Origin of the sequence: Paracoccus acridae (assembly GCF_014642735.1) — a bacterium.
Taxonomy (GTDB): domain Bacteria; phylum Pseudomonadota; class Alphaproteobacteria; order Rhodobacterales; family Rhodobacteraceae; genus Paracoccus; species Paracoccus acridae.
The window spans coordinates 117671-133872 of the sequence record NZ_BMIV01000004.1; the positions used below are offsets into that span (position 1 = coordinate 117671).

At 66.7% G+C, this 16202-nt stretch carries 11 protein-coding genes and 1 tRNA gene; 5 read left to right on the top strand and 7 right to left on the bottom strand.

Going from position 1 to position 16202, the window contains the following annotated elements; genetic code table 11:
* Window positions 1-46 precede the first annotated feature (46 nt).
* Window positions 47-1198: an MFS transporter gene (locus IEX25_RS07795; protein WP_188714672.1), complete on the top strand. Its 1152-nt coding sequence runs from the start codon at window positions 47-49 to the stop codon at window positions 1196-1198.
* A gap of 6 nt (window positions 1199-1204) precedes the next feature.
* Here the strand turns inward: IEX25_RS07795 and IEX25_RS07800 are convergent, their stop codons facing one another.
* The 3 genes from IEX25_RS07800 to panC form a co-directional block, all read right to left on the bottom strand.
* The gene (locus IEX25_RS07800) at window positions 1205-1780 is read right to left on the bottom strand and encodes a hypothetical protein (RefSeq protein ID WP_103173520.1); all 576 of its coding nucleotides are present in this window, start codon (window positions 1778-1780) and stop codon (window positions 1205-1207) included.
* Window positions 1781-1847: 67 nt separating this feature from the next.
* Complete coding sequence (panB, locus tag IEX25_RS07805) at window positions 1848-2657, bottom strand: 3-methyl-2-oxobutanoate hydroxymethyltransferase (protein ID WP_103173519.1); 810 nt, start codon at window positions 2655-2657, stop codon at window positions 1848-1850.
* Window positions 2647-3513 (bottom strand): pantoate--beta-alanine ligase, encoded by an 867-nt coding sequence (gene panC, locus IEX25_RS07810; RefSeq protein ID WP_103173518.1) that lies wholly within the window; start codon window positions 3511-3513, stop codon window positions 2647-2649. Before panC ends, panB begins: the two co-directional genes overlap by 11 nt.
* A 163-nt stretch (window positions 3514-3676) precedes the next feature.
* On the opposite strand from panC, the gene IEX25_RS07815 reads away from it, so the two are divergent.
* Window positions 3677-6169: a GcvT family protein gene (locus tag IEX25_RS07815; protein WP_103173517.1), complete on the top strand. Its 2493-nt coding sequence runs from the start codon at window positions 3677-3679 to the stop codon at window positions 6167-6169.
* 21 nt (window positions 6170-6190) lie between these two features.
* On the opposite strand, the gene IEX25_RS07820 is transcribed toward IEX25_RS07815, so the two are convergent.
* On the bottom strand, window positions 6191-6748 hold the full coding sequence (locus IEX25_RS07820) for a TetR/AcrR family transcriptional regulator (protein WP_158247997.1): 558 nt from the start codon (window positions 6746-6748) through the stop codon (window positions 6191-6193).
* 299 nt (window positions 6749-7047) lie between these two features.
* Window positions 7048-7122: transfer RNA gene (locus IEX25_RS07825), tRNA-Gly, on the bottom strand.
* Window positions 7123-7291: 169 nt separating this feature from the next.
* Between IEX25_RS07825 and IEX25_RS07830 the strand changes: the two genes are divergently transcribed.
* The gene (locus IEX25_RS07830; protein ID WP_103173515.1) at window positions 7292-7909 is read left to right on the top strand and encodes a DUF5671 domain-containing protein; all 618 of its coding nucleotides are present in this window, start codon (window positions 7292-7294) and stop codon (window positions 7907-7909) included.
* Window positions 7902-8276, top strand: coding sequence for a hypothetical protein (locus tag IEX25_RS07835; protein WP_103173514.1), 375 nt, complete (start codon window positions 7902-7904; stop codon window positions 8274-8276). The genes IEX25_RS07830 and IEX25_RS07835 overlap by 8 nt, the downstream gene beginning before the upstream one ends.
* Before the next feature lie 3 nt (window positions 8277-8279).
* On the opposite strand, the gene uvrA is transcribed toward IEX25_RS07835, so the two are convergent.
* Window positions 8280-11135 (bottom strand): excinuclease ABC subunit UvrA, encoded by a 2856-nt coding sequence (gene uvrA, locus IEX25_RS07840; protein WP_188714673.1) that lies wholly within the window; start codon window positions 11133-11135, stop codon window positions 8280-8282.
* 180 nt (window positions 11136-11315) lie between these two features.
* Here uvrA and IEX25_RS07845 point away from each other — a divergent pair, with 180 nt between their 5' ends.
* Window positions 11316-14747 (top strand): pyruvate carboxylase, encoded by a 3432-nt coding sequence (locus IEX25_RS07845; protein WP_103173512.1) that lies wholly within the window; start codon window positions 11316-11318, stop codon window positions 14745-14747.
* Window positions 14748-14763: 16 nt separating this feature from the next.
* Here IEX25_RS07845 and IEX25_RS07850 read toward each other — a convergent pair whose 3' ends face one another.
* A complete protein-coding gene (locus IEX25_RS07850; RefSeq protein WP_103173511.1) occupies window positions 14764-16161 on the bottom strand; it encodes a hypothetical protein in 1398 nt (465 codons plus the stop codon).
* Window positions 16162-16202: the final 41 nt, after the last annotated feature.

A 16202-nucleotide genomic window follows, 5' to 3' on the forward strand; every position in this document is an offset into this window, starting at 1 on the left:
GTGCCGGGCCTTCCCCGGGATATTTCATGAAGAAGACAGGATCGGGATGACCGACAGAATCGGACTGGGGGCTCGCTGGGCCGTGTCGGCGCTGTTCTTCGCGAACGGCCTTGTGGTCGGAAGCTGGGCGCCGAAGCTGCCCGCGATGATGGCGCGGCTGGGGATCAGCGAAGCCGTGGCCGGCTTGCTGGTGCTGGCGCTTGGCATCGGATCGGTCTGCCTGATGCCGGTGTTCGGCGGTCTTGTCGCGCGGCGCGGATCGGCCCATGCGGCGAAACTGGCGGCCGTCCTGTTCACGCCCAGCCTGATCTGGATGTCCCTGGCGCCGAATGTCTGGACAGTCGCCCTGACCGTGCTGGTCTTCGGCGGGCTGATCGGGGGGATGGACGTCGCCATGAACGCCAATGCGGTGGCGGTGGAACGCGCAAGGCGCCGGGCCATCATGTCGTCCTGCCACGGGTTCTGGTCCCTCGGGGGGCTTGCCGGGGCAGGGGCAGGGGGCGCCGTCATCCAGGCGGTCGGGGAAACGGCGCACGCCGTCATCGTGTCGATGATCGTGGCAGTGATCCTGGCCCTCGCCTTTCCGCGCCTGTTGCGCGACAGCCCGGCGGGCGAACACAAGCACCAGCCGCTGCGTCTGCCGCGCACGCCGCTGCCTTATCTGATCGGCGTGATGGCGCTTGCCTGCATGATCCCGGAAGGGGCGATCCTCGACTGGGCAGCAGTGTATCTGCAACGGGAAATGGGCGCCTCTTTGGCCGTGGCGGGCTGGGGTTTTGGCGCCTGTGCCGGAACGATGGCCGTGATGCGCTTTCTGGGCGACGGGATACGGCGCCGTTATGGTGCGGTCAGGACGCTGCGCGTCAGCGCGGTGATCGCCATGGCAGGGCTGGCCGTCGCGGCACTGGCGCCGACGCCCCCGGTTGCGCTTGTGGGCTTCGGGCTGGCCGGGATCGGTATCGCGAACCTTGTGCCGATCGCCTTTTCGGCGGCGGGCAATGTGCCGGGACTAACGCAGGGCATCGGGCTGTCGGTCGTCACCACCATGGGCTATTCCGGGATCCTGCTGGCACCCGGCAGCATCGGATTTCTGGCGGAACAGACAAGCTTTGCCGTCATCTATGGAGGCTTGTCGCTGCTGTTGCTGGTGCCGCTTCTGATGTCGCGCCTGGCGCGGACGGCCGATTTCGGCGGCTGATCCGTTTCAGGGACGCAGCGCGCCCGCCACCAGCATCACCGACACCAGCCCCAACCAGACCGAGGCCGCGCGCTGGATCACCTGCATCCGACCCGCGCCGCCGTGCCCCATCCGGGCCACGCTGCCCGCGCCGCCCCAGATCAGCGCCACGGCAGCGGCCGTCACGCAGAACAGCGCCAGCCGGGATGCAAAGGCCGGGGCGGCGGGGGCGGGCAGCAGGACCAGGGCGATGATCAATGCCTTGGGATTCAGGACTGTGGTGACATAGACGCGGCGGGCCGTGATGTCGCCGCCTGCCTGCGCCAGCGACCCGCGCCCCCACAACTTGACCGCCAGAACCATCACCCAGGCTGCGGCCGCAAGCTTGATCCCCTGCGCCGCAAGGGGGAAGTTCCCCAGAAGGCTGTGCCCGACCAGGGCCAGGGGCATGATCGTCGTCAGATATCCCAGGATTTCGGCCGGGATCAGCCGGGCCGTGCGGCCCATCCCATCCGAGGCGCCGGCAAGGCCCATCAGGGTATTGGTCGGGCCGGGGGTCAGCAGCAGGCCCAGAACGGCGGTCAGAAAGGCGGCAAGGGTCATGGTCGTCCGTCGCGTTGTTTCCGCCTGCCTATCGTCAGGCGGTCGTGGCGACCTTGACCTGGATCAGTCACCGATAGACGTTTTCCTCGGCCGGAAATTTCCTGTCCCGCACCGCTGCGGCATATGCGGCGATGGCCTCGTCGGCGTTGCGGCCCAGGTCGGCGAACTTATGGACGAAGCGCGGCACCCGCGCCGAGAGGCCCAGCATGTCGTCCAGAACCAGGATCTGCCCGTCGCAGCGGGCGGAGGCACCGATGCCGATGGTGGGCACTGTGACCGCTTCGGTCATGCGCACGGCCAGCGGCTCCACCACCCCCTCGACCACGATCGAGAAGGCCCCGGCCTCGGCCACGTCCACCGCGTCCTGGATGTGGCGCGCCCAGCTGTCGGTGTCGCGCCCCTGGGTCTTGAAGCCGCCAAGGGTATGGGTCGCCTGCGGCAGCAGGCCCACATGGCCCATGACCGGGATGCCCCGTTCGGTCAAGAACCGGACGGTGGGCGCCATCCGGCTGCCGCCTTCCAGCTTGACCGCGCCGCAGCCGGTCTCGGCCATGATCCGCGCGGCGTTGCGGAAGGCCTGCCCGGGGCTTTCCTCATAGCTGCCGAAGGGCATGTCCACGACCACCATCGCACGCTGGCTGCCGCGCATCACCGCCTGGCCGTGCAGGATCATCATCTCGGTCGTGACGCCCACGGTCGAGGGCAGGCCGTGGATCACCATGCCCAGGCTGTCGCCGACCAGGATCAGGTCGGCATGGGCGTCCACCATCGCCGCCATCGGCGCGGTATAGGCGGTCAGCGCGACGATGGGCGTCGCGCCCTTGCGTTCGGCGATCTGCGGCGCGGTGACGCGCTTGATGCGGGTTTCAACGGACATCGGGAACGCCTTTCGGATGGGCGACCCGCTGATCGATCAGCAGCACCTCGCCCAGGCGGACGGCCAGCAGGATCACCACGGGGGCTTGGATGATTGCGATGCGCGACAGGTCGTCCGCATCGCGAATGTCGATGGAGCGGACCTGCGCCAGGGGTTCCGTGGCGATGACGCGGCGCAGTTCGGCGCGTATGGCGGACAGGCCCGCGCCTTCCGCCACCATCTGCGCCGCGCGGTCCAGGGCGCGGTTCAGCACCGGGGCGGCGGCCCGTTCGGCCGGCGACAGGCGGCGGTTGCGCGAGGACATGGCCAGCCCGTCCGCTTCGCGCATCGTGGGCACCGCCAGGATCTCGACCGATACGTCCAGGTCGGCCACCATCTGCCGGATCACGGCGAGCTGCTGATAATCCTTTTCGCCAAAGGCCGCCGCATCGGGCCGGACGATGTTGAACAGCTTGGTCACGACGGTCGCCACGCCGCGGAAATGGCCGGGCCGCAGCCGGCCCATCAGCATCCGCGACAGTCCCGTCACCTCGACCACGGTCTGCGCGCCGGGGCGATAGATGTCGGCCACGGCCGGCAGGAACACCGCGTCGCAGCCCGCCCGCCGCAGCAGGGCGATGTCGTTTTCCTCGTCGCGCGGATAGGTTGCCAGATCCTCGCTGGGGCCGAACTGCGTGGGGTTCACGAAGATCGAAGTGACGATCCGACCGCCGCCTTGCGCGTCCAGCCAGCGCCGAGCATGGGCCACCAGCGACAGGTGGCCGTCATGCAGCGCACCCATCGTCGGAACAAGGGCCACGCGGCCTTGGCCCCCTCGCCAGTCGCGCATCGCCTGCTTGTCGCGGCAAATCTGCATTCCGCCCCCCTTTGGTGGCGCAGACCCTAATGGAACGACACGGATTCGCACAAGTGCTGCGTTGCAGCATGTCGTTTTTGGCCATTATAGGTCGGGCCCATCTGACGGGCAGGATGCAGCCGTGGCAGTAACGGGCAACAACACCACCCAAGGAGTCGCGCGAATGAAGTCGCATGTGAAGGTTCTTGTCGTCGGAGGCGGCGCAGTCGGCTGCGGCATCGCGCTCCATCTGGCCCGCGCCGGGTGGGAGGTGATGCTGGTCGAGCGTGACGAGCTGACGGCAGGATCCACCTGGCACGCGGCCGGGCTGCTGCCGCTGTTCAACATGAACTATGCGACGACCCATATCCACGACTACTCGGTCAAGCTATACGCCGAGTTGGAGGCGCAGACCGGCCTGAACGCGGGCTTCACCCGCTGCGGCAACCTGCGCATGGCGCAGACGCAGGACCGGATGGACGAATACATGCTGTATTCCGCCACCGCCGAGACGGTCGGGATCGAGCATCACTTCCTGACCCCCCAGCAGATCAAGGACCGCTGGCCCCTGGTCCGCACCGAAGACCTGAAGGGCGCGCTGTTCCACCCGACCGACGGATACATCAACCCCGCCGACGTGACCCAGGCCATGGCCAAGGGCGCGCGCATGGCCGGCGCCACCATCGAGCGCAAGATCCAGGTGAACGGCTACAAGTGGACCGGATCGGAATGGATCGTCACCTGCGAAAAGCTGGTGGAGAAGGGCGGCAACCTGGTCGGCTCGGGCGAGGTCTTCGAGATCCGGGCCGAGCATGTCGTGACCGCCACCGGCAACCACGCGCAGCGCACCGCGCGGCTTCTGGGCATCAAGATCCCGGCGATCCCGGTCGAGCATCAGTATATCGTCACCGAGCCCGACCCGGCCCTTGCGAAATGGCGGGCCGAGGGCAACCCGGAACACCCGGTCCTGCGCGACGCCGACGCCAAGTGGTATGTGCGCGAGGAACGCGGCGGCTGGATCCTTGGCCCCTATGAGCGCAACGCCCCGGCGCGGTTCCTCTATGACGTGCCCGAATCCTTCCGCGCCGACCTGTTCCCGCTGGACCTGGAACGGATCGAGGAGGAATACATGTCGATGATCCACCGGATCCCGACATCCGAAACGGTGGGGCTGAAGGACGACTATAACGGCCCGATCTGCTATACGCCCGACGGCAACCCCCTTGTCGGCCCGGCGCCCGGCCTGCGCAACATGTGGCTGGCCGAGGGCTTCAGCTTCGGCATCACCGCGGCAGGCGGCGTCGGCCATTACCTGACGCAGATGATGGTCGAGGGCGAGGCCGAGATCGACATGGCATCGCTGGACCCGCGCCGCTATGGCGGCTGGATGACCACCGAATACGCCGCCCGCAAGAACGAGGAAGCGTATGAGCATGTCTTCATCCTGCACCACCCCGACGAGGAACGAGAAGCCTGCCGACCGCTGCGGACCTCGCCCGCCTATGACCGGCAGAAGGCGCGAGGGGCGCAGTTCGGGCAGGTGAACGGCTGGGAACGGCCGAACTACTATGGTCCCGAAGGCTTCGACGACCATGCCTCCCGCAGCTTCCGGCGCGGCGGATGGTGGCAATATGCGAAGGAGGAAGCCGAGGCGATCCGCAGCGCGGCGGGCCTGATCGACGCCATGGCCTTCGCCAAGCACATCGTCAAGGGGCCGGGCGCGACGGCTTTCCTGGACTGGCTGACCACCAACAGGTTGCCCAAGGTCGGCCGCATCAACCTGACCTATGCGCTGACCGACGCGGGCACCACGCGGACCGAATACACCATCGTCCGGCTGGCCGAGGACAGCTATTACCTGGTGTCCGCCGGGGCATGGGCCGCCTATGACGGCGATCATCTGGTGAAATCGGCCGAGGATTTCATGGCGGCGGGCGGCCATCATGTCGGCATCCAGGACGTGACGACCCAATGGGGCGTCTTTGCCCTGGCCGGTCCGGCGTCCCGCGACATCTTGGCGAAACTGATCCGCGACGCGCAGCCGGAAACCGCCCTGTCGAACAAGCGATTTCCCTGGCTGTCGGCCAAGCGGATCGAACTGGGCATGGTGCCGGTGAACGCCATACGCGTGGCCTATACCGGAGAGCTTGGCTGGGAGCTGCACCACCCGATCGAGATGCAGAACCATCTGTTCGACCGGCTGATGGAAGCGGGCGAGCCGCTGGGCATGAAGCTGGTCGGCGCACGGGCGCAGAACTGGCTGCGGCAGGAGAAATCCTATCGCGCCTTCGGCACCGAACTGGGCCGGGACGCGACTCCGCTGGAAGCCGGGCTGGACCGTTTCGTGGACCTGTCCAAGGACTTTCGCGGCAAGGCGGCGATGCAGGACAAGGGTATCCGGTCCCTGTGCGTCACGCTGCTGATCGATGGGCCGCAGGACGCCGATCCCTGGGGGCGCGAAGGGATCTTCCTCGACGGGACCAAGGTCGGGCGCCTGACCTCGGGCGGCTATTCGGTCGCTTTCGGCAAGCAGATCGGCATGGGCTATGTCCGCCCCGACCTGGCCGCGCCCGGAACGAAGCTGAAGGTCCGCATGTTCCGCGAATTGTGGGACGCCGAGGTGGCCGAGGACAGCCCCTATGACCCGCAGAACGCCCGCATCCGCGTGGACGGCTAGGCGGCCGCCCTGCGCCTCTGGTCAGCCGACCAGCAGGCGCAGGGCCTCTTCGTAAGACGGCATCTGCACCGGCGATCCGGGCGGATATGGCTGATCCAGGTTCAGCATCGCAAAGCCATGGGTCATGGCCCAGATCGCGGTCTCGAACGGCGCGCGCTTCCGATCCTGAACAAGAGGGGTGCAGCACTGGTGAAGCACGACATAGGTCGCCTGGGCGGTCATGCGCAGGTCGTCGTCCTGGGTCGGCCATTGTTCGAACATCAGCCTGAAAAGCGCAGGATGGCGGCGAGCAAAACGAATATAGGCCAGATTGACCGTCAACAGGCGCTGGAACGGATCGGCGTCACCGGGAAGCGAGTCCTGGGCAGCGACAAGATCCCCGTAGAATGCCTGGAAACCCTGCGTCGCAATGGCGTTCTTCAAGCCGGTCAGGCCACCGAAGTGATGCGCAGGCGCCGCATGGGACACACCCGCCCGCGCCGCGATTCGGCGCAGGGTCAGACCCTCGGCGCCTTCCTCCTCGAGGATGGTCAAACCGGCCTTTACCAGCAGCTGGGGCAGGTCGCTACGCATATTCATCGCCAATCCCATTACTCAACTTGACAGTGTAAAGGAAATCACCGATGTTGGCTTATCCCGGATGGTTAACGGCACGCTGAACAGCGAGACGGCCGTGTCTTTTTGTGTTGAGTACAGGGTTTCTGGGCCGCCTGATTAAAGCTCTGGCCTGTTATTATCTGTGTTTTGTTTATCAGTTGTAAGGTCAGAGCCTTTTTCATGGCATCATAGTCGCCATTGCAGATTATGCAACCATAAGGTGACCAGTTTTTGCACGAACAAAACAAAAAAGCCGAACCCGAAGGTCCGGCTTTTTTGTTTGGAGCGGGCGATGAGATTCGAACTCACGACCCTAACCTTGGCAAGGTTATGCTCTACCCCTGAGCTACGCCCGCATCCGTTCCGTCAGCGCTTCGTTTCCGTCTCGCCTTCGGTGAGGCGTGATTTATGGGACTGCGCCGGGGGGTGCAAGAGGGAAAATCGCCCGGCGGCGCAAAATTATTCAGGTCGTTGACATCCAAAGGCAAAGAGCGTGAATTTTCCCGGAAACCAGGGGCGGGCGGGATGGGATCGGCCGATCAGTTGTCAGACTTTGTCCGTGATGCCTTGGCGGCGGGACATGACGGTGCGCGCATTCGCGCGGCCCTGGCGCAGGCCGGGTGGACCGCGCCGGAAATCGAAGGCGCGGTGACGGCATGGTCCGCAGGTGGCGACCTGCCGCCCGTTCCGCGTCCGCGACCCTATGTCTCGGCGCGAGAGGCGATGCTTTACGCGCTGCTGATGATCGCGCTGGTGCTGGTCTGCTTTCACGTCCTGCGCCTTGGATTCCAGGTCATCGACCAGGCGATCCCCGACCTTTCGGAAAGCGGCGCATCGGACCGCTGGTCCATGCGTTTCTCCATCGCCGCGATCCTGGCCTTCCTGCCGCTGTTCGTGTTGCTGGACCTTCGCATGGCCCGGCACATGGGCGCAGGCGACCAGAGGCGGCGGTCGCAGGCGCGCCGGATCTTCGCCTCGGTCACGGTCTTTGCCGCCGCGCTGGTGCTGTTGGGCGATCTGGTGTCGGTCGTCTATGCCTTCCTGTCGGGCGACCTGACGCCGCGCCTGGCGGCGAAATGCGCCCTGGTTGCCGTCATGGGCTTGTTGGTGGCCGGTTGCTATCGCGAGGATCTGGATGGCTAGGCCCTGGCCCGTCTGGGCGCTTACAGCGCTGTCGCTGGCGGTTTTGGTGGCGGGCATCGTCGCCATCGGCGGACCCGCGCAGGGCAGGGCGGAAAAGCGCGACCGGTTGCGGGAAAGCGACCTGTCCCAGATCCAGTCGCTGCTGTTCTGCAAGGCGCAGCAGGCGGGACGGGTCGTGACCGATCCCACCCCGACCGAGGCCTGCCCGATGACCCCGCGCCTGGCCGATCCCTTCACCGCCGCGCCCTATCGCATCGAGCTGGTGTCGCCGGACAGCATCCGCCTCTGCGCCGGGTTCGAGCTGCCCGCCCCGTTTCCGACCCGGGACGAGGCTGGCTGCACCGTTCAGCGGATCGCGCTGGACTGACGGCTATTCCGCCGCCGTCCGCACCCGTGCGGGCTTCAGCATCGGGGCAAGATAGCGTCCGGTGTGGCTTTCATCGACCTTCGCCACATCCTCGGGCGTGCCGACCGCGACGATGCGCCCGCCGCCGTCGCCGCCTTCGGGACCGATGTCGATGATCCAGTCGGCGGTCTTGATGACATCCAGGTTGTGTTCGATCACGACGACCGTGTTGCCCTGGTCTACCAGCCGGTGCAGCACCTCCAGCAGCTTGCGCACATCCTCGAAATGCAGGCCGGTCGTGGGTTCGTCCAGGATATACAGCGTCTTGCCGGTGGATTGGCGCGACAGTTCCTTGGCAAGCTTGACCCGCTGCGCCTCGCCGCCCGACAGGGTGGTGGCCTGCTGGCCGACCTTGACATAGCCCAGGCCCACCTCCATCAGCGCGTCCATCTTGTTGCGGATCGCGGGCACGGCGGAAAAGAAGCCCTGCGCATCCTCGACCGTCATGTCCAGAACGTCGGCGATGGACTTGCCCTTGAACAGCACCTCCAGCGTTTCGCGGTTGTAGCGCTTGCCCTTGCAGGTTTCGCAGGTGACATAGACGTCGGGCAGGAAGTGCATCTCGATCTTGATGACGCCATCGCCCTGGCAGGCCTCGCAGCGGCCGCCCTTGACGTTGAAGCTGAAGCGGCCGGGCTTGTAGCCGCGCGCCTTGGATTCGGGCAGGCCCGCATACCAGTCGCGGATGGGCGTATAGGCGCCGGTATAGGTGGCCGGGTTCGACCGGGGCGTGCGACCGATGGGCCGCTGGTCGATGTCGATAACCTTGTCCAGATGTTCCAGCCCGGTGATCGTCTCGCAGGGGGCGGGGGTCTGGCGGGCGCCGTTCAGGCGCAGGCTGGCGGTCTTGAACAGGGTTTCAATCGTCAGGGTGGACTTGCCGCCGCCCGACACGCCGGTGACGCAGACGAACTTGCCCAGCGGGAATTCGGCGGTGACGTTCTTGAGGTTGTTGCCGGTGGCCTTGACCACCTTGACGGCCTTGCCGTTGCCCTTGCGCCGTTCGTCGGACACCGCAATCTCTCGAGCGCCCGACAGGTATTGCCCCGTCAGGCTGGCCGGGTCGGCGGCGATTTCCTCGGGCGTGCCCTGGCTGACGACCGTGCCGCCATGGACGCCCGCGCCGGGACCCATGTCGAAGACGTAATCCGCGTGGCGGATCGCATCCTCGTCATGTTCCACCACGATGACCGAATTGCCCTGGTCCCGCAGCCCCTTGAGAGTGTCCAGAAGGCGATCATTGTCGCGCTGATGCAACCCGATTGAGGGTTCATCCAGCACATAGAGCACGCCCGTCAGACCGGACCCGATCTGGCTGGCAAGGCGAATCCGCTGGCTTTCGCCGCCCGACAGCGTGCCCGCCGCGCGGGACAGCGTCAGGTAATCCAGTCCCACGTTGACCAGGAAACCCAGCCGTTCGCGGATTTCCTTGAGGATCGCGTGCGCGATCTCGTTCTTCTGTTTGCTCAGGTGCCGGGGCGCGGCCTCGGTCCAGGCCAGGGCCTCCTTGATCGACAGTTCGACCACCTGGCCGATGTGATTGCCCGCGATCTTGACCGCCAGGGCCTCGTCCTTGAGGCGATAGCCGTGGCAGGCGCCGCAGGGGCGGTTGTTCTGGTAACGCTCGAATTCCTCTCGCACCCAGGCGCTGTCGGATTCGCGCATCCGGCGTTCCATGTTGGGGATCACGCCCTCGAACACGCGGGTGACGTTATAGACGCGGCCCGCGTCATCGAAGCGGAAGGCGATCTCCTCGGACCCGGATCCGTGCAGGAACATGCGCCGCACGTCTTCGGGCAGATCCTTCCACTTGGTCTTCTTGTCAAAGCCGTAATGCTTGGCAAGCGCGTTGATCGTCTGCGTCAGATAGGCCGACTTCGACTTGGCCCAGGGGGCGATGGCGCCCTTTTCCACCGACAGCGCGGCATCGGGCACGATCAGCCGTTCGTCGAAGAACAGTTCCGCCCCCAGGCCATCACAGACCGGGCAGGCGCCCATGGGCGCGTTGAAGGAAAACAGCCGCGGCTCGATATCCGGGATGGTGAAGCCGCTGACGGGGCAGGCGAAGTTTTCGCTGAAGGTGGTGCGTTCCGGTTCGTCCCCGGCCGTTTCCACGATGGCGATGCCGCCCGCCAGATCCAGCGCGGTGCGCAGCGAATCGGCCAGGCGGGTTTCCAGCCCCGCGCGCACGACGATGCGGTCCACCACCACGTCGATGTCATGGCGGAACTTCTTGTCCAGGGTGGGCGGCTCGTCCAGTTCGTGGAACTGGCCGTTCACCTTGACCCGCTGGAAGCCCTGCTTGCGAAGCTCCAGGAATTCCTTTTTGTATTCGCCCTTGCGGTCGCGCACGATGGGCGCCAGCAGATAGGCGCGCGTGCCCTCGGGCATCTCCATGATGCGGTCCACCATGTCCTGGACCTGCTGCGCCTCGATCGGCAGGCCGGTGGCGGGGCTGTAGGGCGTGCCCGCGCGGGCGAACAGCAGCCGCAGATAGTCATAGATTTCCGTGACCGTGCCCACGGTCGAACGCGGGTTCTTGCTGGTCGTCTTTTGTTCGATGCTGATGGCGGGCGACAGGCCGCTGATGTGGTCCACATCGGGCTTGCCCATCATGTCCAGGAACTGGCGCGCATAGGCCGAGAGGCTTTCCACATAACGGCGCTGCCCTTCGGCATAGATCGTGTCGAAGGCGAGGGAGGACTTGCCCGAACCCGACAGCCCGGTGATGACCACCAGCTTGTCGCGCGGGATGTCCATATCCACGCCCTTCAGGTTATGCTCGCGCGCACCGCGAACCTCGATGAACTTCTGTTCCATACTTTGTCCCTGGACGGCCAAGCGCATCACATAGGCGCGCGGTTCCAAAAAGCAACCGCAAACTGGGAACATAGGGCGAACACGACCCAGCGTAAACCTTTTGTTGCAGGCGCTTCATTGTGCTTCTTGCGCTGCGCTGCGGCATTGCTACTGTCCCACCCAACGTCGAGGGGGACCCGTATGTTTCAGAAAATCCTGATCGCCAACCGGGGCGAGATTGCGATCCGCGTGATGCGGGCGGCCAACGAACTGGGCAAGAAGACGGTGGCCGTCTATGCCGAGGAGGACAAGCTGGGCCTGCACCGCTTCAAGGCGGACGAGGCCTACCGGATCGGCGAGGGGCTGGGGCCGGTCGCGGCCTATCTGTCGATCCCCGAGATCATCCGGGTGGCCAAGGAAAGCGGCGCGGACGCGATCCATCCGGGCTATGGCCTTCTGTCGGAAAACCCCGACTTCGTGGACGCCTGCAAGGCTGCCGGGATCACCTTCATCGGCCCGCGCGCCGACACCATGCGCGCGCTTGGCGACAAGGCATCGGCGCGGCGCGTGGCGATCCAGGCGGGCGTGCCCGTCATCCCTGCGACCGAGGTTCTGGGCGACGATTTCGAGGCGATCAAGGCCGAGGCGGCCGCCATCGGCTATCCCCTGATGCTCAAGGCCTCCTGGGGCGGCGGCGGGCGCGGGATGCGCCCGATCAACGGCCCCGAGGAATTGGTGGACAAGGTCCGCGAGGGCCGGCGCGAGGCCGAGGCCGCCTTCGGCAATGGCGAGGGCTATCTGGAAAAGATGATCCTGCGCGCCCGCCACGTCGAGGTGCAGTTGCTGGGCGACACCCATGGCGGCTTGTATCACCTGTATGAACGCGACTGCACCGTGCAGCGCCGCAACCAGAAGGTCGTGGAACGCGCCCCCGCGCCCTATTTGACCCCCGAACAGCGGGCCGAGGTCTGCGAACTGGCGCTGAAGATCGGCCGGGCCGTCGGATACCAGAACGCCGGCACGGTCGAGTTCCTGATGGATATGGACACGAGCCGGTTCTACTTCATCGAGGTGAACCCGCGCGTCCAGGTCGAGCATACCGTGACCGAGGAAGTCACCGGCATCGACATCGTGCAGTCCCAGATCCGCATCGCTGAGGGCGCGACCCTGGCCGAGGCGACAGGCGTGCCGTCCCAGGATCAGGTCACGCTGTCGGGTCACGCGCTGCAATGCCGCGTGACGACCGAGGATCCGCTGAACAACTTCATCCCCGATTATGGCCGGATCACCGCCTATCGCAGCGCCACCGGCAACGGCATCCGGCTGGACGGCGGAACGGCCTATTCTGGCGGGGTCATCACGCGCTATTACGATTCGCTGCTGGTCAAGGTCACGGCCTGGGCGCAGACGCCCGAGGGGGCGATCCGCCGCATGGACCGCGCCCTGCGCGAGTTCCGGGTGCGCGGCGTCAGCACGAACATCGACTTCGTCATCAACCTGCTGAAGCACCCCACCTTCCTCGATGACACCTATACGACCAAATTCATCGACACGACGGCGGAACTGTTCCAGTTCGACAAGCGCCGGGACCGCGCCACGCGGATCCTGACCTATCTGGCCGATATCAGCGTGAACGGGCATCCCGAAACGGCGGGCCGTCCCACGCCGCCCGCGCAGGCCCGCCCGCCGGTCCCGCCCGCGCCCAAGGCTGAACCGGCGCCCGGCACCCGGCAGATGCTGGAACAGAAGGGCGCCCAGGCCGTGGCCGACTGGATGGCCGCGCAAACGCGCCTGCTGATGACCGACACCACCATGCGCGACGGGCACCAGTCGCTGCTGGCGACCCGGATGCGGTCGATCGACATGATCCGCGTGGCGCCGTCCTATGCCGCTAACCTGCCGGGGCTGTTCAGCGTCGAATGCTGGGGCGGGGCGACCTTCGACGTGGCCTATCGCTTCCTGCAGGAATGCCCCTGGCAGCGGCTGCGCGACATCCGCGAACGGATGCCCAACCTGATGACGCAGATGCTGCTTCGGGCCTCGAACGGGGTGGGCTATACCAACTATCCCGACAACGTGGTCCAGTCCTTCGTGCGCCAGGCGGCGGAAAGCGGCGTGGACGTGTTCCGCGTCTTCGACAGCCTGAACTGGGTCGAGAACATGCGCGTCGCCATGGACGCGGTGATCGAGACCGGCAAGATCTGCGAAGGCACGGTCTGCTATACCGGCGACATGCTGGACCCCGACCGGTCCAAGTATGATCTGGCCTATTACGTCAAGACCGCGCAGGATCTGAAGGCCGCCGGGGCCCATGTTCTGGGGCTGAAGGACATGGCGGGCCTGCTGAAGCCCGCCGCCGCGCGCATCCTCATCAAGGCGCTGAAGGAGGAGGTGGGCCTGCCCGTCCATTTCCACACCCACGACACTTCGGGGCTGGCCGGGGCCACCATCCTGGCCGCTGCGGACGCTGGCGTGGACGCGGTGGACGCGGCGATGGACGCCTTCTCGGGCGGCACCTCGCAGCCTTGCCTTGGCTCCATCGTCGAGGCGCTGGAAGGCACCGAACGCGACACCGGCCTGGACATCGCGGCGATCCGGCAGATCAGCAACTACTGGGAACGCGTGCGCGAGAACTATGCGGCCTTCGAATCCGGCCTGCAGTCGCCCGCGTCCGAGGTCTATCTGCACGAGATGCCGGGCGGGCAGTTCACCAACCTCAAGGCGCAGGCGCGGTCGATGGGGCTGGAAGATCGCTGGCACGAGGTGGCGCAGGCCTATGCCGATGTGAACCGCATGTTCGGCGACATCGTGAAGGTCACGCCGTCGTCCAAGGTGGTGGGCGACATGGCGCTGATGATGGTGGCACAGGGGCTGACGCCGCAGCAGGTCATGGATCCGAATGTCGAGGTCAGCTTCCCCGACAGCGTGGTGGACATGATGAAGGGCAACCTGGGCCAACCGCCCGGCGGCTGGCCCGAGGCGCTGCAGCGCAAGGTCCTGAAGGGCGAGGCGCCGATCACCGACCGCCCCGGCGCCCATCTGCCCCCCGTGGACATCGAGGCCACGCGGGCAAAGCTGTCCGAGGATCTGGGCATCGAGATCGACGACGAGGATCTGAACGGCTACCTGATGTATCCCAAGGTCTTCACCGACTATCGCGCGCGGCACGAGACCTATGGCCCGGTCCGCACGCTGCCCACGCGCAACTTCTTCTATGGCATGGAGCCCGGCGACGAGATCAGCGTCGAGATCGACCCCGGCAAGACGCTGGAGGTGCGCCTGCTGACCCTGGGCGAGACGGACGAGAAGGGCGAGGTCAAGGTCTTCTTCGAACTGAACGGCCAGCCGCGCCAGGTCCGCGTGCCGAACCGCAAGGCCACCGGCACCAAGGCCGCGCGTCCCAAGGCCGACCCGTCGAACGCGGGCCATGTCGGCGCGCCGATGCCGGGCGTCGTGGCCTCGGTCGCGGCGGCGGCAGGGGCCAAGGTCCGCCAGGGCGACCTGCTGCTGACCATCGAGGCGATGAAGATGGAAACCGGCCTTCACGCCGACCGCGACGGCACCATCAAGGCCGTCCATGTCCGCCCCGGCGAACAGATCGACGCCAAGGACCTGCTGGTCGAGGTCGAATGACCCCCGGCCGCGGCCCCTAGAGCAGGGTCGCGGCCAGCAGCACCCACAGGGTCAGCGCCGCGCCGGTGGACAGGGCATAAAGCCCGTTCCACTGCGTTCCCGCATGACGCGCCTCGACACCGCCCAGCTTGCCCACAAGCAGGACCGAGGCCGTGAAGGGCGAGGTGTTGCCGCTGATCGCCCAGCCGCCGGTGATGGCGACGACCATTGCCGTCGGATGCACGCCCAGATCGGCGGGCGAGGGCAGCAGCGGCACCAGCAGCGACACGGCCAGGATCGGGTTCATGCCGATCTGGCCGGTCAGCGGGATGGCCCAGACAAGCGCCGCCAGGATCAGCAGCGGCGGCAGCGCCGCCAGGTCCGGCCCATGCGCCTGCATGATCGGCACCAGAAGCCAGGCACCCAGGCTGCCGATGAAGCCCGCCATGAACAGCAGGATGATCTCTCCGCCATAGCCGGCAAGGTCGCGGGTCGCGAACTGCCCGATCCGCGCGGCCAGCGTCGCCGCCCGCCCGCCGGGCATGGGCGGCAGGATCAGCGTCCAGGCCGTCGCCACCAGCGGCACCACGGTCATCACCGCGCCGGTCACGGCGACCCCGGTCGTCAGGTGCAACAGGAAGACGCCGCCCACCACGATTGCCAGCAGGACCAGCAGCGGGCGCAGGCGGCGCAGCCAGCTTTCGGTCTCGGCCGCACGGGTGGGCGCGGGCGCGGAAAGCTGCGGCTTGAACAGCGCGTCCAGCCCCCAGCCGATGCCGATCATCAGCACCGAGCTGACTAGGCACAGCCCGACGGCCGCAGGCCAGGACGCGCCTTGCACGACCGACATCGTGACGGCCATCGACAGCGCCATGGGCGACCAGCACAGGGTCGAGGCGAAGCCCCGCTGGATCGCCACCAGCATCCGCCGCAGCCGGTGGCGGCGCAACTCCTGGTTCGCCTCGCGCGCCGTGCTTTCGGCCGCCAACCCGCCCAGCAGCGAGATCGAGCCGTAAAGCAGGATCAACCCGAACAGGTGCCCGCCGACCGTCAGCGCAAGGTAGCGCCGACCCGGCGGCTGGCGGGCCAGGAAGCGCCCGCAATCCAGGATGTCCTGCGACCCCACCGCCGCGCTGCGCAAGGCGGACAGCGCCGTGAACAGCGCGATGATGAAGCCCCCGCGCGTCAGGGCGGTCAGCACCGCCTGCGCCCAGTCGGGCCGGGTGGCCGCCGCCCAGGCGACCAGGGCCAGGCCCACGGCCACGAATGCCAGCCGCGACGCCCGCGCGGTCAGCGAGAACATGGCAAGCGCCCCCACCAGCAGAAGGTCGGCGGCCATCGCGAAGCCCGGCCCGGACCCGAACTGGTGCGGGATCGTCGCCAGCAGGGCGCAAGCGGTCAGGATGCCGCCGATCCGGGCGCTTCTTGGGGGCATGGCATGGTCCGTCGTTAGGGTCGGTCCGCCATAGCCCTGCC